This is a genomic window from Deinococcus sp. AB2017081, from assembly GCF_034440735.1.
In the GTDB taxonomy this organism is placed as follows: domain Bacteria; phylum Deinococcota; class Deinococci; order Deinococcales; family Deinococcaceae; genus Deinococcus; species Deinococcus rufus.
On sequence record NZ_CP140098.1, the window covers coordinates 1,964,494 to 1,983,236 of the forward strand.

Annotated in this window: 15 protein-coding genes; 12 read left to right on the forward strand and 3 right to left on the reverse strand. The window is 72.0% G+C overall.

Translation table 11 applies throughout. The annotated features are described in order from the left end of the window. Positions 1-88 precede the first annotated feature (88 nt). The gene (locus U2P90_RS09485; RefSeq protein ID WP_322471907.1) at positions 89-583 is read left to right on the forward strand and encodes a hypothetical protein; all 495 of its coding nucleotides are present in this window, start codon (positions 89-91) and stop codon (positions 581-583) included. A 9-nt stretch (positions 584-592) separates the two neighbouring features. Here the strand turns inward: U2P90_RS09485 and U2P90_RS09490 are convergent, their stop codons facing one another. The 3 genes from U2P90_RS09490 to U2P90_RS09500 form a co-directional block, all read right to left on the reverse strand. Then, complete coding sequence (locus U2P90_RS09490; protein WP_322471908.1) at positions 593-1,366, reverse strand: methyltransferase domain-containing protein; 774 nt, start codon at positions 1,364-1,366, stop codon at positions 593-595. A 78-nt stretch (positions 1,367-1,444) separates the two neighbouring features. Continuing rightward, positions 1,445-2,608, reverse strand: a complete 1,164-nt coding sequence (locus tag U2P90_RS09495; protein ID WP_322471909.1) for an MFS transporter — start codon at positions 2,606-2,608, stop codon at positions 1,445-1,447. A 50-nt stretch (positions 2,609-2,658) separates the two neighbouring features. Further along, positions 2,659-3,906, reverse strand: coding sequence for a helix-turn-helix domain-containing protein (locus tag U2P90_RS09500; protein ID WP_295821970.1), 1,248 nt, complete (start codon positions 3,904-3,906; stop codon positions 2,659-2,661). Positions 3,907-4,234: 328 nt separating this feature from the next. Between U2P90_RS09500 and U2P90_RS09505 the strand changes: the two genes are divergently transcribed. The 11 genes from U2P90_RS09505 (at position 4,235) to U2P90_RS09555 (ending at position 18,732) form a co-directional block, all read left to right on the forward strand. Continuing rightward, positions 4,235-5,203, forward strand: a complete 969-nt coding sequence (locus U2P90_RS09505; RefSeq protein WP_322471910.1) for an ABC transporter substrate-binding protein — start codon at positions 4,235-4,237, stop codon at positions 5,201-5,203. Positions 5,204-5,231: 28 nt separating this feature from the next. Beyond that, complete coding sequence (locus U2P90_RS09510) at positions 5,232-6,053, forward strand: ABC transporter permease (RefSeq protein WP_322471911.1); 822 nt, start codon at positions 5,232-5,234, stop codon at positions 6,051-6,053. Then, on the forward strand, positions 6,050-6,778 hold the full coding sequence (locus U2P90_RS09515) for an ABC transporter ATP-binding protein (protein WP_322471912.1): 729 nt from the start codon (positions 6,050-6,052) through the stop codon (positions 6,776-6,778). Before U2P90_RS09510 ends, U2P90_RS09515 begins: the two co-directional genes overlap by 4 nt. Then, positions 6,775-7,341, forward strand: a complete 567-nt coding sequence (locus U2P90_RS09520) for a hypothetical protein (protein WP_322471913.1) — start codon at positions 6,775-6,777, stop codon at positions 7,339-7,341. Before U2P90_RS09515 ends, U2P90_RS09520 begins: the two co-directional genes overlap by 4 nt. Beyond that, complete coding sequence (locus U2P90_RS09525) at positions 7,338-8,822, forward strand: hypothetical protein (protein WP_322471914.1); 1,485 nt, start codon at positions 7,338-7,340, stop codon at positions 8,820-8,822. The genes U2P90_RS09520 and U2P90_RS09525 overlap by 4 nt, the downstream gene beginning before the upstream one ends. Beyond that, positions 8,819-9,835 carry an AAA family ATPase gene (locus tag U2P90_RS09530; protein WP_322471915.1) on the forward strand — a complete coding sequence of 339 codons (1,017 nt, stop codon included), beginning with the start codon at positions 8,819-8,821 and terminating at the stop codon, positions 9,833-9,835. Before U2P90_RS09525 ends, U2P90_RS09530 begins: the two co-directional genes overlap by 4 nt. 4 nt (positions 9,836-9,839) lie before the next feature. Then, positions 9,840-10,715: a DUF58 domain-containing protein gene (locus U2P90_RS09535; protein WP_322471916.1), complete on the forward strand. Its 876-nt coding sequence runs from the start codon at positions 9,840-9,842 to the stop codon at positions 10,713-10,715. Between the two features lie 25 nt (positions 10,716-10,740). Next, the gene (locus U2P90_RS09540; protein WP_322471917.1) at positions 10,741-14,649 is read left to right on the forward strand and encodes a VWA domain-containing protein; all 3,909 of its coding nucleotides are present in this window, start codon (positions 10,741-10,743) and stop codon (positions 14,647-14,649) included. 217 nt (positions 14,650-14,866) lie between these two features. Beyond that, a complete protein-coding gene (locus U2P90_RS09545) occupies positions 14,867-15,364 on the forward strand; it encodes a (2Fe-2S)-binding protein (protein ID WP_295822057.1) in 498 nt (165 codons plus the stop codon). Positions 15,365-15,469: 105 nt separating this feature from the next. Continuing rightward, positions 15,470-17,860 carry a xanthine dehydrogenase family protein molybdopterin-binding subunit gene (locus U2P90_RS09550; RefSeq protein WP_322471918.1) on the forward strand — a complete coding sequence of 797 codons (2,391 nt, stop codon included), beginning with the start codon at positions 15,470-15,472 and terminating at the stop codon, positions 17,858-17,860. Positions 17,861-17,937: 77 nt separating this feature from the next. Beyond that, positions 17,938-18,732 (forward strand): FAD binding domain-containing protein, encoded by a 795-nt coding sequence (locus U2P90_RS09555; RefSeq protein WP_322471919.1) that lies wholly within the window; start codon positions 17,938-17,940, stop codon positions 18,730-18,732. The last annotated feature ends 11 nt before the right edge of the window (positions 18,733-18,743 follow it).

Sequence of the window (18,743 nt, forward strand, 5' to 3'; positions counted from 1 at the left end):
CCCGCCCACAACGGCCGGGGGGGTGGTGGCCCCCAGTGGGTGATGGAGTTCAGCCGCATGGAGCCGGTCACGTCTTCATACTTGCTTCATGAAACCACTCGCAGCCCTGCTGTCCATGTCTGTCATGCTGTCCGGTCATGCCGCAGCGGCCGACTATTCCAAGGTGATGTGGGCGTATGCGACTGGTCAGAGCAAGGTCACACCAGCGATGGACTCCCGCCTGATGGGCGAGGTCGTGATGCAGATCTGGGTGAAGCCTGCGGGTGTGCCCGTCGAGGGGCTCATGTTCCTGTACATGCCGAAGCGCAGTCAGGCGCACTGGGCGCTGATGGCGGTCGAACCCGCCGCGCCGGCCCGTGAGCTGTTCGGAGCGAAGACGGTGACGTCGCTGGGCCGCCAGGCTGATCCCAGACGTCCGGAACTCGTGTGGAACCTCTACCGGCTGGAGGACGGCACGTTCAAGAGTCTGTACTACATGGATGGAACAGGGGTGGAGAAATCGGGCCGGCGCGTGCGCGTCGTCATGCTCGTGACCCCGCAGGTGATGGAAGGCAGGCTCAGCCCCTCCGACTTCCTGAAGTGACCGCCGGAGTCAGGCCGCTCGGGTGGCGACGAACAGCACGCGGGTGAAGGCGTAGTACACGCGGTCGCCGGGATACTCGGCCCGCAGCCGGGCGCGGTAGGCCGCCAGGAAGCGCTGGCCGTCCGCCTCGCTCAGTCTCGACAGGTAGGGCACCAGCGCGGTGCCGCGCGTCCAGTCAACAATTCCATCCGCGCCGTCCAGCACGACGGGGTAAATCTTGCTGATCGCCGTGATGTCCAGCGCCCCCAGGCCGTCCAGCACCTCGGCGTAGCGGGCCGGGGTCAGCACCGGGGACGCCCCCTGCGCGGTGCCGAAGCGCGTGAAGCCGCCCAGTTCCGCCGCGAAGTCCTCGGCGGTCTCGGTCAGCAGGCGGTGGGAGGCGTGGTCATGGTTCGCCGGCACCTGCACGGCGAGCATGCCCCCCGGATTCAGGTGCGGCCACAGGTTCCGCAGCAGCGCCGGATGATCCGGCAGCCATTGCAGCGCGGCGTTCGAGTAGATCACGTCGAAGGAGCCGTTCAATTCCCGGATGTCCGCCTGTTCGAAGGTCAGGTTCGGCGCGTCGTGCTCCTGGGCACGGGCGAGCATCTCGGCGCTGCTGTCCAGGCCCAGCACCGCCGCGCCCGGAAAGCGCTGCGCCAGCTCCAGGGCCTGTTCGCCCGTGCCGCAGCCCAGATCGACGATCCGGCCGTAGTCGTGCGCCGGAATCATGGCCTGGAGGTCGCGGGCCGGGGCCGAGCGGGCCTCCCTGAACCGGTGGTACTGCTCCGGATTCCATGTCATGCCACAAGTGTAGTCAGGGGATGGTGGTCGCCTGTGCGTACTCTGGTAGTGACAACGGCTGGACTGAATTCTTCCCGCTCAGCGCCGTCCGCCGGCGATCCGGGCAGCCTCGGGCGTCCCGCGCAGGACGCGCATGGTCACGGCCCCCAGCAGCGGCCCCACGCTCCACAGCAGGAAGATGCCCGGCCACCCGATGCGCGGCTCCAGCGCCGGCACCAGCGCGATGCTCACGGCGGTCAGGGTGAAGCCCAGGGCCAGCTGCGCGGTCATGGCCGTGCCCACGTACGCGGGATCGGCGACCTCGCTGACGATGGTGCTGAACTGCGCCGAGTCCGCGATGATCCAGAAGCCCCAGAACACGCTGACCGCGAGGATCACGCCCGGCGGTGCGCTGACCAGCAGGGCCAGGGCCACGGCACTCGCCCCGGACAGCCACATGGACAGCTCGGTCACGCGGGTGCGGCCCCAGCGGTCGCCCAGGACGCCGCCCAGCACGCAGCCCAGCGCCCCGATGCCCACCACCGCGAAGGTCGCCAGCGCCGAGACTCGCGTCACGTCCGTGCCGCCGGCCGCCCGCAGGACGCCCGAGTAGTACAGCGCGAACCACGTCCACATCGCATACAGCTCCCACATGTGGCCCAGGTAGCCCAGGGTCGCCAGGGCCGGGCCACGGGCACTCAGGGCCTGCCACGCCTGCGCGGGCCGGAACGGCGGCGCGGGCGACCGGTGCGGCCCCGGCCCGACGCGGGAGGCGATCACGCCGCCCAGCACGGCCAGGACGCTGGTGACGGCGATCACGGTGCGCCACTGTGCCCCGCCCAGACCGTTGACCAGATGGGGCGACGCCGACCCCAGCGTCAGGGCACCCACCATGACGCCCAGCGCCACGCCCCGGCCCGTCGTGAAATACGCCGACATGGCCCGCAGGGCCGGTGGGTAGACCAGCGCCAGCGCCGCGCCGACCAGCCCGCGCAGCACGAACGCCAGCGAACCGTCATTGATGACCAGCAGCGCCGCGTTGGCACCGGCGGCGACCAGCGCCCCGACCAGGATCAGCACGCGGCTGGGCACCCGGTCGGCGAGGTTCAGCAGGGCGCTGCCCACCGCGCCGACCACGAAGCCGAGCTGAACGGCCAGCGCCAGCCACGAGCCGGCCTGCGGGCTCAGGTTCCACTCGGCCCGCAGCTGGGGCAGCACGGCGGCGGCCGAGAACCACGGGGCCATGCACAGCACCACGGCCACGCCCAGCAGGGTCAGGGCGGTCCACGGGCGGGTCGTGGTCGCCGGGGTGGTCAGAATGCGGCGTCCAGGGCAGCGCGGCGGGCGCGCGCGATCGGCAGGCGGTGGTCGTCCTCGGAGAGCAGGGTCTCGAGCACCTCCAGCACCTCGGGATCATCGAAGCGCGAGGCGTAGCGCCACAGCAGATCGGCATTCCGGGAACGGCACACCGCCTCGCGCAGCGCCGCGTCGAGGTACTCGCGCCAGTAGGTCAGCAGCGGCGACGCCGAGTGTGGCAGCAGCGGCCCATCGTACACGTCGGCGGCGGCGCTGACCTGCCCGGCCAGCAGGCGTTCCTCGATCTCCTGCACGTCGAGCTGCACCGGCACGCTCAGACGGTACGGGCGCGACGCGATCTGGCCGCCCAGCAGCGAGCGCAGGGTGCTCACCTCGGACTTCAGGGTGCTCAGGCTGATGGGCTGGTCGCCGTACACGTGGGCGTGCAGGGCGTCCAGGGTCAGGCCGCCGGGGTGCAGCGCCAGCACGCACAGCAGTTCATGCTGGCGGGGCGTCAGGTGCAGCCGCCGCCCGCCGAACATGACCTGGGGCGGCCCGCAGAACCGCAGCTGAAGGTCGCTGACCGGCGCGGCCGGACGCCCGCTCAGGGCCAGCTCGATCTGCTGCGCGTAGTGCCGGGCGCTCGCCAGCCCAAGCGGCGTGGAGTGCTCCCATGTGGTGCTGAAATCCAGCACGCCGAGCAGCGTCCCGGTCTGGGTATCGCGGATCGGGCTGGAGTAGCACACCCAGTCGTGCACGGTCTGCACGTAGTGTTCGGCGCTGAACACGCGCACGGGCTGGCGCGTCCGCAGGGCCAGCGCCAGGGCGTTCGTGCCCACGCTGCCCTCGCCCCACTGCCCGCCCGGCACGAAGTTGATGCTGGTGGCCAGATCGGCCATGCGCTCGCTGCCCTGAGTCCACAGCAGCGTGCCGTCGGTGTTGCCGATCCCGACGATCAGGTCGGCTTCCTCGGCCAGGCGGCGCAGTTCGGGGATCAGGCCACGGACGCCGTATTCAAGCGGCGACTCCTGCCACGAGTGCTTCACGTCGGCCTCGCTGACCACCGGGGCGCTGACCCGCTCGGGCGGCACCGTCAGCGCCGAACGCGCCCACGACGCCGCGACCTCCTCGTCGACGTTCACCTCGGGGCGGGCCGGTTCATCCGACAGCTCGTCGGGAATCGCCAGCGCCGGGCCCTGCCGGGTCACGTAGCGGTACCACGCACGCACCAGTTTCTGACGTTCGAGGGCCAGACGTTCGTTCATCATCTCCTGCCGTACCTCGCGGACGTGCGGTGAGGGTGTCGATCCGGTTCCGGTCTGAACCCTGCACCGCTGCTGGCCGGATCGTGGAAGTGTTGGTGACCAAGGGTACCATGGCGATTCGATACGCCAATAGTGTTCCCGGGTCTGTTTCACCGGTGTCCCCGTGGCCGTGGAGGGGGTCGGGTGGCTCCATGGGGGGGACAGCGACACAACCTTTTAGCAACCCTGGCCCGCGCAGGATAGGGTCACCACCCCTGTCCCGAATGCGGCCGCCCCACGGCGCTGCCCTCTGCCGGTGTTCGTCCTGACCGTTCCAGCAAGGAGTCTCATGTCCAGACCGCACGTCCTGCTCCTCGCGTCTGCCCTCGCGCTCGGCGGTTCCGCCAGTGCCCAGAAGTCCATCAGCGTTGGCCTCCAGGCGGGGGGCACGCTGTCGTGGGTGACGTATGCCATCGCACGCTACGGTATCGACCGGCAGCTCGGCTTCACGCTGAACGCCACCACGTATGCCAGCAAGGACGCCACCCGCGTGGCCCTGCGCTCGGGCGCGGCGCAGGTCGTCGTGGACGACTTCATCGAGGTCACGCTGCTGCGGCAGAAGGGCTTTCCTGTCAGTGCGGTGTATCCCTTCAGCCTGCTCGCCGGGGGCGTCGTGGTGCCGGACGGCAGTCCAGTCCGGACGGTGGCCGACCTGCGCGGCAAGACCCTGGGAGCCACCAGCCTGACCGACAAGACCCTGCTGATCCTGCGGGCCTACACCCGCGCCACCGCCGGCTTCGACGTGCAGGACGCCTCGAAGGTCGTGTCGGTGTCCAGCCCGCTGATGGAGCAGTTCATGAACCGGGGCGAGATCCAGGCCGGGATTCCCTTCTGGCACCACTCGGCCCGGATGGTCTCCGGCGGGAAGTTCCGGCAGCTCGTCTCCAGCGCCGATCTCCTGAAGGGACTGGGCCTGCCGCAGAACGTGCCGCTGCTGTACATCGTGGCCCGCACCGACACCGATCCCGCCACGCTGGGGCTGTTCCTGAAGGCCGTGCGCCTGGCCGAGAACCGCATGAAGACCGACGACGCGTACTGGCCGGCCATGCTCGCGGAGAACCTGTACGTGCTCCCCGACCGCTCGCAGCTGCCCGCCCTGCGCACCCAGTGGGCGGCCGGGCTGCCGAACCGCTGGACGGCGGCCGACCTGAACGCCACGCTGCTCCTGACGCGCAAGATGATCGCGGTGGCGGGGCCGGAGGTGGTCGGTCTGACGCGCCTGGACACCCGCGCCTTCACCACGACGTATCAGCCCTGAGCATGGCCGCGTGTTCACAGGAGTCCTGGTGACCGACCTCCGGCCCGCTGTGACAGCCCGCCCCGCGCTGGCCGGCCGGTCGCCGGGACAGCGCTGGCGGTGGCCGGCGCTGGGGGCGGTGTCGCTGCTGCTCACGTGGGCCGCGCTGTCCTGGGCGCTGGGGCCCGACACCTTCCCCGGCGTGGGGGCCACGCTGGATTTCCTGGGCCGCGAGCTGCGCCGGGGGGCGATCTGGGGGCACGTGGGGATCACGCTGTGGCGCGTGGTGGCGGCCTTCGTGCTGGCGCTGGTGGTGGGGATTCCGCTGGGTCTGCTGCTGGGGCGGGTGCCGGCCGCCGCCGCCTTCGCCGCGCCGTGGCTGGCAGTGGGCCTGACCGTGCCGCGCATCCTGATCCTGCTCGCGGCGTACCTGATCCTGGGCCTGAACGAGCGGGCGATCATCCTCTCGATCGCGCTGATCCTGCTCCCCACCGTGGCCGTGCAGGTGCGCGAGGGCGTGCGGAGCCTGGATCCGAGACTCGCCCAGATGGCGCGTTCGTTCCGGCTCAGTCCGGCAGCCACGCTGCGCTCGGTCACGCTGCCGCAGCTCACGCCCACGCTGCTGGGCACCGCCCGGGTCACGCTGTCGCTGGCGTGGAAGATGGTCGTGTTCGGGGAGGTCTTCGGCCGCACCAGCGGGGTGGGGTACATGATCGCGTTCTACTTCCAGCAGTTCGAGATGCGCGGGATTCTGGCGTATGGACTGGTCATGACCGCAGTGCTGTCGGCGCTGGACGGCGCGATCGCCATGGCCAGCACCCGCGCCGCCGCGTGGCAGGGCACACCGCCCCGGCCCACGGGGGAAGGATGACCGGCACCGACCTGCGCTTCGAGGACATCGGCGTGCGCTACGGCACCCGCGAGATCCTGCGCGGCGTGAGTGCCCACGTCCCTCCCGGCGGCATCCTGGCGCTGCTGGGCCGCAGCGGGAGCGGCAAGAGCACGCTGCTGAACGTGGCGGCGGGCCTGGCCGAGCCCAGCCGTGGCCGGGTCGTGACCGCTGCGCCGCCCCGTGTGGGGTACGTGTTCCAAGATGCCCGGCTGCTGCCGTGGCTCACGCTGGAACAGAACCTCGCGCTGGTGTGCCCGCCCGAGTTCCGCGCCGACATTCCGGCCACGCTGGCCCTGGTGGGACTGGCCGGGCGCGACCGCGACCGCCCCGGTCAGCTGTCGCTGGGCATGGCGCAGCGGGCGGCGGTGGCCCGTGCCCTGGTCGTGCGTCCGGATCTGCTGCTGCTCGACGAGCCCTGCGGGGCACTGGACGAACTGACGGCCGCCGAACTCCGCGCCGAGCTGGGCGACCTGCTGCGCCGCCGGCCCGCGACCACCCTGCTCGTGACCCACCATCCGGGCGAGGCGGTGCAACTGGCCGACCGCGTGCTGGTGCTGGGCGGCGCCCCCACGGGCGTGGCCGGCACGCTCGACATCGACCTGCCCCGCCCCCGCGATCCCGACGATCCCGCGACCCTGCCGCTGCTGCGTGAGGTGCGCGGCCTGCTGCGCCGCGCCGACGCTCCGGCCGGGGTGGGGGCATGACCGCGCTGGATTTCTCGTGGCTGCCTGCCGAGTGGCCGGGGGCCGTGCAGGCGTTGCTGGTCACGCTGGGTCGCCTGCTGCTGTCGCTGGGCCTGGGCCTGGGCGGTGGAGCGCTGCTGGCCGCCGTGATGCGCCGGTCGCCACGCATCGAGGCCGTTCTGACGCCGTGGCTGCTGACCCTGCTGGCCGTTCCGTGGGTGCTGATCCTGGTGGCCATGAACCTGATCCCCAGCCTGGGCGTGCGGGACAGTACCGCCATCACCGTCGCGGCGCTGTCGTGCGGCGTGCAGGTCTTCGCGCTGGGCCGCCGCACGCTGGAGGAACGCCGCAGCGCGTACCTGTCGCGCGCCCTGTGGTACGCCTTCGTGGCGGTGGTCGCGTCCGAACTGCTGTCACGCACGGATGGCCTGGGGGCCCGGGTGCGTTTTTTCGCGCTGTACACCGAGGTCAGCCACCTGGTGTTCTACATCGTGCTCGCCGCGCTGGTCGCCGTGGCCTTCGCGGTGGTTGGTCGGCTGCTCGGCCGGCTGCTGCCGCGCACCTTCTTGGGGCGCAGTTCATGAGCCTCGCGGCCGACTCCGGCGTGCGCGCCGCTCTCGGTGCAGTGCAGCGCCGGGCACGGCTGCTCCGCGTCCACGCCTCGGTGCGCCACGCGCTGTGGGGGGTAGCCCTGGGCCTGACGGTGCTCGGGGTGGGGCGGCTGCTGGGGCTGATCACACTGTCGCTGACGGTCGCAGTGATGGCCTCGGCGGCTGTGGGCACGGTCTATGGCCTACTCGACTGGTGGCGCTCGCCTGCCCCGACCCCGCTGGACGCGGCCCGCACCGCCGACCGCCGCGCCGCGCTGTCCGGGCTGCTCACGACGGCCCTGACCCTGCCCGAACACCCGACCCAGCCGTGGGAGAAAGCCCTGCACGCCCGTGTGCAGGCCCGTGCCCACGAGGCCGCCGCGACCCTGAACCCCACCACGCTGCTGCCGGTGCCCGCCGCCCGCGTGTGGCTGTGGCCCGCCGCGCTGGTCGCTGTGGCCGCGTGCCTGTGGTGGCCGGCTCCCGTGACGTTGGAACGAGCAGCCACGGAGGTGCCCAGGGCTCAGGCGGTGGACGAACCAACTGAATCCCTGGCGACCCCATCTACCCCGGAGGCCGCCACCGACACCTCCAGTCCGGTCGTGAACGAGCCCACGCCGGAGCCGGAGATTCCTGAGGCTCAGGCGGCGACCACGGCCGCCCCGCAGGGTGGCCCGACCAGTGACGTCGCGTCGGTCGCGGCTCCGGCGGGTCAACCCGGCGCGGTCGCGGGGACTGGAGGCACGGCGGCCCGCAGCCCGCTGCGCGAGGCCCGGCAGGGCGTCACCCCCGGCACGGCCGGCGACTCCTCCAGCGTCAGCGCCGTGCCGGGCGGTCGCACGCAGGACACGCCGTTCGGATCGCGGGAATCCGGACAGTTCCAGAACCAGTCGGTCACGCCAGCCGAGAATCTGGCGTCGGCCCCCTACGATCCGTCCACGACCCCCGGAGCGCAGGCCATGCAGCAGAAATCCGATCCCGGCAGCTCCGGACTGCGGGCCGCGTCGGGCGGGCGGGGCATCGAGAGCGAGGGAGCCGACCGCTGCGTGCAGGGCTGCCTGACCAACAACGACATGAACCGCGGGGCGCAGCCGGCGTCCGGCGCGGCCCGCAAGAAACCCGGTGGAGAGACCCAGAGCGGCACCAGCGACTCCGGCGGCGGCGCGGCCGGATCGAGCAGCGGCGTGGGCCTGGGGGTCGGCACGCTGAATCCCATCCAGAGTTCGGCCGTCACGGAACTCGGGGGGGCCGGCGTGCTGGGCGACCGCATCCAGGTGCTCGCCGCGCCGGAGCGTGTTCCGACCACCCTGTCCACAGCCGCCGCCACCGGCACCGGCGGGTGGCAGGCCGCGTCCGAGGCCCCGACCCCGACCACCGACATCCCCCCGGACACGCGCGCCACCGTCCGATCGTACTTCGACCGCACCACCCCCCCAGACACCACTTCCCCAGACCCCGCGAGGACTGCGCCATGACCGACTCGACCGCCGCCCTGCCCCCCACCACCGCCACCCACCTGAACCGTCTGGACGCGCTGCTGGCTGCGCTGCACCGTGCCCGCGAGGCAATCAGCGCCGTCGTGGTCGGCCAGGAGCGGGTGGTGGATCAGGTGCTCGTGGCCCTGCTCTCGGGCGGGCACGTGCTGCTGGAGGGGGCTCCGGGCATGGGCAAGACCCTGCTGGTGCGCACGATCGCCGACGCCTTCGGGCTGGATCTGGGCCGCGTGCAGTTCACGCCGGATCTCATGCCCGCCGACATCACCGGCACGCTGGTGCTCGCCCCGCAGGAGGGCGGCGCCGCGGCGCTGACCTTCATGCCCGGCCCGATCTTCGCGCAGCTGTTGCTGGCCGACGAGGTGAACCGTGCCACCCCCAAGACCCAGTCGGCGCTGCTGGAGGCCATGCAGGAAGGCACCGTGACGGTCGCCGGCACCGTGCGGGCCCTGCCCCGGCCCTTCTTCGTGCTCGCCACCCAGAACCCCATCGAGCAGGAGGGCACCTACCTGCTGCCCGAGGCGCAGATGGACCGCTTCTTCTTCCGGGTGGACGTGCCGTTCCCGGATGCCGGGACGCTGGAGCGCATCGTGGCGCAGACGACCGGGCTGCGCCAGGAACAGGCCCCGCAGTGCCTCACGCCCGCTGAGTTGCTGGAGGCTCAGCAGATCGTGCGGGCCATGCCGGTGTCGCCGGACGTGGTGCAGGCCGTGTCGCGCGTGGTCGTGTCCACCCAGCCGTCCCGCCCCGAGAGCGGCGCGGAGGTGCGGAGGTACGTGCGCTTCGGGGTCTCGCCGCGCGGCGCCCAGACGCTGGTGCTGGCCGCCAAGGCCCAGGCCATGCTGACGGGCCGCGCCCACGTGGCCCCGGAAGACATCCGCGCCGTGCTGCTGCCCGCGCTGCGTCACCGCCTGCAGCTGAACTTCGAGGGCGTGGCCGACGGCATCGACCGTGACGCCCTGCTGCTCCGACTGCTGGACGCCCAGGGGCTGTGACGCCGTGCAGCTTCCCCCGGCCGTGCAGCAGGAACTCGCCCGCCGCCGCCTGAGCACCACCGGCCGGGCCCGGGCCCAGGGCGGCGCGGGCGAGCGGCCCTCGCGGGCCAAGGGGGCCGGGCTGGAATTCGCGGATCACCGTCCCTACGCCCCCGGCGACGACATCCGCGCCCTGGACGCCCAGGTCACCGCCCGGCTGGGCACCCCGGTCGTGCGCGAGTACGTGGTGCACCAGCAGCTGCCCATCCTGGTCGTGCTGGATGCCAGCGCCAGCATGACGACCGGCATGCCCGGCAAGTTCGCGCTGGCCCAGCAGCTCGCCGCCGCCCTGGCCTACGCGGGGCTGTCGGGCGGCGACAGCGTGCAGGCCGTGACCTTCGGCACGGACATCCACACCAGCGGGCGGATGCAGGGCGTGAACCGCAGCGCGGAACTCCTCGGCTTCCTGGGACGGGCCCGGCCGGGCGGGAACATCACCCTGCACGACGCCCTGCGGCATGCGGCGGCCTCGGCTCCGCGCGGGGCGCTGGTCGTGCTGGTCAGCGATTTCCTGGCCGATACGGATCTGCAGGGCATCGCCCACGCGCACAGCCGCGCCCAGGAGGTGCTGGCCGTGCAGGTGCTCGCCCCGGATGAACTCGACCCCGCGCCGCTGGGGAGGGGGCTGACCCGCCTGGAGGAACCCGAGGGCCACGCCAGCGTGAGCGTCGTGCTGGACGACGCCTCGCTCGGCGCGTACCGCCGCGCCCTGGAGGACTGGAACGCCGCCCTGCGCGGCCAGCTCGCGCGCCACGGGGGCCGGCTGGTGCAGGTGCGTTCCGATCAGGCGGTGCAGCACCTGATCCTGCGCGACTTCCTGGCCCGGGGAATCATCCGGTGAGGGGCCGGTCTGAGGAGGCGCGGCCGTGACCCTCGCCCAGCCGGGATGGCTGCTGCTGGCGCTGCTGCTGGGCGTGCTGGTGTACTTCCACCGTCAGCGCCGCGCCGCCCGCGCCGCCGAGGTCGGGAACCTGCACCTGTGGCGGCGGCTGGCGCTGGAGTCGTCGTCCCGTGCCCGCCCCCGTGTCCGCGTGACCGCCGCGCTGCTGCTCCAGGGAGCGGCCCTGCTGCTCGTGGCGCTGGCGCTGGCCCGGCCCGGTTCACCCACACCGGCCCGCAGCGGTGAGGTCGTTGTCGTGATCGACGCCGGGCGCGCCATGCAGGCCACCGACGTCGGCCCTGACCGCTTCCGCGCCGCGACCCGCGCCGCCGCCCGTGACCTGGGGGGGCAGAGCACGGTGCTCCTCGTGGCGGACGTGCCCCGCCCACTGGCGGTGCAGCGGGCCGACGTGGCGGGCATCCGTGCCGCCCTCGACGCGGCGCAGGCCAGCGACGGCCAGCCGGACTGGACGGCGGCTGCGCGGCAGCTCCGGGCCGTGACCGGGTCGAACAGCGTGCCCGTCATCGTCTACACCTCGCCCGGCGAGCGGGGCCGCGCCGTGCAGGCCCTGGCCGGTCTGAATCCCGATGTCCGCACCGTCGGTACCCGTGCGGCGAACGCGGCGATCTTGGCCCTGACCGTCTTGCCCGGCACGGCGGGGGCACCGTGGACGGTCTCCGGCCGTGTGCGCCAGTCCGGGCCACCCGGAACGCGCCGCGTCACCGTGGCGCTGGACGACGTGTCCCTTGCGGTGCGGACACTGGATCTCGCCCAGGACGGCGACTCGACCTTCAGCGTGCGCTTCACTCCCGGCACCGGCGGGGTGCTCACGGCCCGTCTGGACGCCGCCGATGTCCTCGCCGCCGACGACATGGCGCAGGTCGTCCTGCGCCCCACGCCCACCCCCCTGCGCGTCACACTGGTCGGCCCGGCCACCGCGTCCGATGATCCCCTGCGCCGCGTGCTGGCGGCCCAGCCCGGCGCGGTGGTCACGTCGGCGCGGACGCTCCCGGCCGCCGGCACCGCTGACCTGCTCGTCGTGACCGGATCGGCCCCGGCGAATCTGCCCGACGACGTGGCCCCAGTCAGCGTGTGGCTGCCGACAGCGGGCACGTCCACCTCGCCGGACGCCGTACTCGGGTGGGCGGCGGGTGATCCCCTGGGCAGCGGCGTGGCGTGGAGTGACCTGGGCCGCGTGTCCCGCGTGACCGTGCCGGCATGGACGGGCGCGTCCGCGCTGCTGACCGGCACGGCTGGCCCCCTGATCGAGGTGCGGCGCACACCGGGTCACACCGCCGTGCGGATCGCGCTGTCTGCGGCGTCCGGCGGCTGGACGGACTCGCCTGCGTTCCCGGTGCTGTTCGCCCGCCTCGCGGCCCTGGCGCGGCCGGAGGCCGGGGTTCAGGTCGTGCCGCCCTGCGGGGTAGGCCTGCCGTGTGCCCTGCCGGCGGGCGCTGATCTCCAGTTCCCGGACGGGACGGTGCGGCGCGGGGTGGGGGAGAGCTTCGTTCCGTGGAAGGCGGGCCTCTACCGCGTCGGCGGTCAGCCCCTCGCCGTGACTCGGCTGGCGGGTGACGACGCCGACCTGCGGGCGACCGACACCACCTCTGCCTCGCCCGCGCCGACCGCTGGCCCCGACTGGAGATCGTGGCTCGGGGCGGCGTGGCGCGGCCTGCTGCTGCTGGCGCTGCTGGCGGTGCTGGCGGAACTCGCCGTGCTGCTGCGCGGCGAACCGGCCCTGCGCCGCCGCCGCTGGGCCGGACTGACCCCGCCGCAGCGCCGCATGCTGGTGCTGCACGCTGCCAGCGCCGTCCTGCTGCTGCTGGCCGTGCTGGACGTGAAGCTGCCCGGCCCGGCCACGCCGCCGCGCCCGGTCGCCGTGACCCCGGCCGACAGCCCTGATCTGGCCGCCGCACTGGAGGTCGCTGCCGCACGGATGCCTGCGGGCACGCCCGCACAGCTGCGCGTGCCCGGTGACCCGTGGACGGCCTCGGCCCGCGTGCCGGAGGTGGTGGCGCGGCTGCGGCAGCAGGGGGTGGCGGTACAGATCGCGCCCGCTGCCGCGCCGCCGCCCCTGACCATCACCGCCTTCGACACGCCCGGCGCCGCCCAGCCCGGACAGGCGTTCGCGGCCCAGCTCGTCCTGACGGCCCGCGAGGCCGGCACCGTGCGCCTGCGGCTTCGGCGGGGCCAGACGCCACTGCTCGACGGGCCGGTGGCCGTGCAGGCCGGGCTGAACCGACTGGCCCTGCCGCTGCGCGAGGCTGTCCCAGGACTGGCGGGCTACACCCTGAACGCGACCATGGACGGGCAGCCGCCCGTGCAGGCGGTCAGCGCCACCCGCATCGGAGAGCCGCGTCCCGTGCTGATCATCGGGGCCGCCGGGGCCGCGCGGGACGCCCTGGCGCGTGCCCTGGCGGTGCAGGGGCTGGCCTCGCGGGCGGTCACGCCGGACCGGCTGAGCGCTGCCGACGTGCAGGCGTCGGCCCGGACCGTGCTGCTCGACACGCCCGCTGGCGCCCTCCCTCCACCGCTGCGGGCCGCACTGACCGGGCGCGTGGAGGCCGGGGGGCACGTGCTGATCGCCGGAGCGGCGCAGGCCTTCGGGCCGGGCGGGTATGTCGGCACCAGCCTGGAGGGGCTGTCGCCGCTGTCGGGCCGCGTGCCGCGCGACCTGCCCCGGCTGGCACTGGCCCTGGTGCTCGACAAGTCCGGCTCCATGAACGAGACCGTGGGCGGCGGCGTCACCAAGCTCGACCTGATCAAATCCGCCGCGCTGAACTCGGCGCTGCTGCTGTCCCCACAGAGCGAGGTTACCGTGATCGCCTTCGATTCCTCACCGAAGATCGCCGTGCCGCTGACCCGCGCCACCGACACGGCCGTGATCCGCGCCCAGATCAGCCGGATCGAGGCCGAGGGCGGCACGGTTGTGAAACGTGCTCTGGACGCGGCCCTGAAGGAGCTCCAGAAGTCCGGGGCGTCCCGCAAGCACCTGATCCTGCTCACCGACGGCGTGGACGGCGGCATCTTCAGCCCGGACGAGTACCGCCGGCAGATCCGCCGGATGCGGGCCACCGGCATCACCCTGAGCACCGTCAGCGTGGGCAGCGGCATGCATGTCCCCCTGATGCGCAGCATGGCCGGGTGGGGCGAGGGCCGGTTTGCCCAGGCGCAGGACTGGCGTGACGTGCCCAGCCTGATGGCGCGCGACACCCTGAACCTGGGCGAGAGCGCGGTGAGGACCGGCGCATTCGCGGCGCAGTGGCCCGCCGGCCCGTCCTTCACCGCCGGTCAGTACACCCGCACCACCCTGAAACCGGGCGCGACCCCGCTGGGCGTGGTCGGCAGTGGCCCGGACGCCGATCCGCTGGCTGCCACGTGGCGGGTCGGTCTGGGGAGCGTCACGGCACTCGCACTCCACCCCACCGCCGCCGGGAGTGGGGTGGGGGCATGGCGTGACTTTCCGGCGCGGCTGGCTCCCCTGATCCGCGGCACGCCGCTGCCGGGTGTGGAGGCTGCCCGGGTGACCGTGACCCGGGACGGAGCGGATCTGGTCGTGACCGCACCCACGTCCCGGGTGACGCTCGACACACCGGTCGGGGCGTGGCCGGTGGCCCTCCAGGGGTCTGCGGGGCGCACGTACACTGCCCGCCTGTACGCGCCCCCGCCCGGTGGATACAGTGCGCCGGACGCGGCGGCGGGGCTGCCCACCGTGACCCGCGACGTGGCGTCCCTGGGGCTGACGGGCCCGCCGTCCGGGGGGCGGGGGGCTCCGGGCTGGGCGCTCCGCTCCGCGTGGCCGGTGCTGGCGATCCTGGCCGTGCTGGCGTTCCTGACCGGTCTGGCGCTGCGGTACCTGCCGGCCCTCGGGGAATCCACCGCTACGCGGGCCTGAGGACGACCTGAACCGTCCCGTACGCCAGGTGAGGGATCCGGAGGCACCGGCTGCGGGCGCCGCCATGGAGACGGGGCAATGCAAAGGCCGTGGCACACGGCAGCGGGGCTCACCCAGACGGCACCCTTTTCCAACCTTCATGTGTTTGAATGGTGACGGTCAGAAAATCAGGTTGTCACCGCGCTTTGCATCACCACCTTTTCAGTGGGAGGCCCGCATGAACGTCACGCTCCAGGTGAACGGCAAGTCCTACACACGCGACGTGGAGCCCAGAACGCTCCTCGTCCACTTTCTCCGCGAGGAGCTCGCCCTGACCGGCACCCACGTCGGCTGTGACACCAGCCAGTGCGGGGCCTGCACGGTGCATGTCAACGGCGACGCGGTCAAGAGCTGCACCGTGCTGGCCGTCCAGGCCGACGGCATGGAGGTCACGACCATCGAGGGTCTGGGCACGGTCGGTGACCTGCACCCCCTCCAGACCGGCTTCTGGGAGGAGCACGGCCTGCAGTGCGGCTTCTGTACGCCCGGCATGATCATGGCCTCGGCCGAGCTGCTCAGGCACAACCCCGATCCCAGTGAGGACGTGATCCGTCATCACCTGGAAGGCAACTACTGCCGCTGCACCGGGTACCACAACATCGTCAGGGCTGTCCAGCACGCGGCCAGCGCCATGCAGGCCGGCGCCAAAGCGCCCGGTCAGGCCGCCGACGACTGACGCGGGTGCCGGGCACTGAGCGGGGAGCTCAGCGCTCAGTCCTCAGGTTCGACCCTACCGCCCAGAGCCCAGAGCTCATGGCCATCCCCACGGAGGCACCACCCCATGACGGACTCCAGAAGCGAGAAGTACTTCGGGCAGGCCCTGAAGCGCAAGGAAGATCCGCGCTTCATCACCGGCACCGGCAACTACACCGACGATGTCGTCATTCCCGGCACGCTGCACGCCGCGATGGTGCGCAGTCCCTACCCCCACGCGAAGCTCGGCGCGATCAACACGGAGTCCGTGAAGGACATGCCCGGCGTGGTGCGGGTTCTCACCGGCCAGGACGTCAAGGACGCCGGGCTGGGGAGCATTCCGGTCGGCTGGCTGCTGCCGGAACTCAAGACGCCGGCCCACCCCGCCATCGCGCTGGACGAGGCCAACCACGTGGGTGACATCGTCGCGGTCGTGATCGCGGAGACCCGTGCCCAGGCCGAGGACGCCGCCGCGGCGCTGGAAGTGGACTACGAAGCGCTCCCGGCCGTGTCAAGCGCCTCCGCGGCCCTCAAGGACGGTGCGGCCCTGGTGCACGACGACGTGCCCGGCAACGTCGCCTTCCACTGGGAGATCGGGGACGAGGCCGCCACCAACGAGGCCTTCGGCGCCGCGCCGCGTAAGGTCAGTGTCAAGCTCAAGAACCACCGGCTGGTCGCCAACCCCATCGAGCCGCGCAGCAGCCTGGCCCAGTTCACCCCCGCCAGCGGTGAATATCTGCTGTACACGACCTCGCAGAATCCGCACATCCACCGCCTGATCCTCGCGGCCTTCGTGATGAGCATCCCCGAGCACAAGCTGCGCGTGATCTCGCCGGACGTGGGCGGGGGCTTCGGCACCAAGATCTTCCAGTACCAGGAAGAGGTCATCGTGCTGCTCGCCACGCGCCTGCTGGGCCGCCCCGTGAAGTGGACGGCGCGCCGCAGCGAGGCCTTCGTCAGCGACGCGCAGGGCCGCGACCACGAGACCGTCGCGCAGCTCGCCGTCAGTGACGACGGCAAGATCCTGGGCTTCCGCGTGAACACCCTGGCGAACCTGGGCGCGTACCAGACGCTGTTCGCCCCGGCCGTGCCCACGTACCTGTACGGCACCCTGCTGAACGGGGTGTACAAGATCCCCGCCATCCACGCCAAGGTCACGGGCGTCATGACCAACACCGTGCCCGTCGACGCGTACCGCGGGGCCGGCCGCCCCGAGGCCACGTACCTGATCGAGCGCATCGTGGACATGGCCGCCCACGAACTGAACATGGATCCGGCCGAATTCCGCCGCAAGAACTTCATCCAGGAAGACGAATTCCCGTACCAGACCCCGGTCGCGCTGGTGTACGACTCCGGCAACTACGAGCCGGCGCTGGACAAGGCCATGGGCATGATGAACTACCCCGCCCTGCGCGAGGAACAGGCCCGGATGAAGGGGTCGAACAAGATCCTGGGCGTGGGCCTGATCTCCTTCCTGGAGGCCTGCGGTCTGGCCCCCTCGGCCCTCGTGGGGCAGCTCGGGGCCCAGGCCGGGCAGTGGGAATCGAGCCTGGTGCGTGTGCACCCCACCGGCAAGGTCGAGCTCTTCACCGGCAGCCACAGCCACGGCCAGGGCCACGAGACGGCGTTCCCGCAGATCGCCGCCGACGAACTCCAGATTCCCATCGAGGACATCGACCTGATCCACGGCGACACCGGCCGCATGCCCTACGGCTGGGGTACCTACGGCAGCCGCTCGGCCGCAGTGGGCGGCTCGGCCCTGAAGATGGCCCTGGGCAAGATCACCACCAAGATGAAGAAGATCGCCGCGCACCTGCTGGAAGCCAGCGTGGACGACGTCGAGCACGAGGGCGGTGTGTTCCGCATCAAGGGCGCGCCCGAGAAGAGCAAGACCTTCTTCGACATCGCCCTGATGGCCCACCTCGCCCACAACTATCCCGAGGATCTGGAGCCGGGCCTGGAAGCCACCGCGTTCTACGACCCCAAGAACTTCGTGTATCCCTTCGGCACGCACATCGCTGTGGTCGAGATCGACACCGATACCGGCCACGTGAAGCTGCGCAACTACGGCTGCGTGGACGACTGCGGGCCCCTGATCAATCCCCTGATTGCCGAGGGACAGGTGCACGGTGGGATCGCCCAGGGCATGGGGCAGGCGCTGCTGGAAGATGCCGCCTACGACGACGAGGGCAACTTCCTGGCCGGCACGTACATGGAATACGCCATGCCCCGCGCCGACGACGTGCCAAGCTTCCAGATCGGGCACACCGTCACCCCCAGCCCGCACAACCCCCTGGGAGTGAAGGGGATCGGCGAGGCCGGCACCATTGCCAGCACCGCTGCCGTCGCCAGCGCCGTCATGGACGCCCTGTGGCATGAGTGCGGGATCGCCCATCTGGACATGCCCTACACCGCCGAGAAGGTCTGGAAGGCCATCCGTGACGCGCGGGGCGCCCAGCCGCAGGCTGCCGACGACTGAAGCACCTCTGAGCGCTGGGCTCGGCGCAACAGCACGTCCCCCAGCCCGGCGCTCACGGCCCTATCCCGGAGGGATCCATGTACCCAGCCAATTTCGACTACCAGAAAGCCGAGAGCGTCGATCAGGCGTTGCAGGCCCTTGCCGCCAATCCCGACCTGAAGATCATCGCCGGGGGGCACTCGCTGCTGCCCGCCATGAAACTGCGTCTGGCCCAGCCACCCGCGCTGCTCGACGTGTGGGGCATCCAGGAAATGAAGGGGATCACGCGCGACGGTGACATGTTCGTCGTCGGGGCCATGACCACCCACGCCGACATCCTGCGCAGCGAACTGCCCCTGTTCCCCGAGGTCGCCGGGTGGGTCGGTGACCCCATGGTGCGCAACCGGGGCACCATCGGCGGATCGCTGGCGCATGCCGACCCCAGCGCCGACTACCCCGCCGCTGCCCTGGCCCTGGGCGTGGAGTTCGTCATCCGTGGTCTGGGCGGTGAACGTACCGTCCACGCCGACGACATGTTCCAGGGCATGTTCGAGAGCGCCGTGCAGCCGGGTGAACTCCTGACCCACATCCGTATTCCGGCGACGATCCAGGCCTCGGCCTACGAGAAGTTCCGCCACCCGGCCAGCCATTACGCCGTCGTCGGTGTCGCGGTTGCGCGGCATGCCGACGGGGAAGTCCGCGCGGCGTACACCGGGGCCGCCGAGCGCGCCCACCGCCTGACGAAGCTGGAAGAGGCCGTCCGCAACGGCAACACCGCGCCGACCGGACTGGTTGAGGCCAGCGACCTGCTGGGTGACCGCTTCGCCAGCGCCGACTACCGCGCCCATCTGGTCGATGTGCTCTCGGCGCGGGCGGTGGGGCGCCTGGGCTGACCGACTGCTGT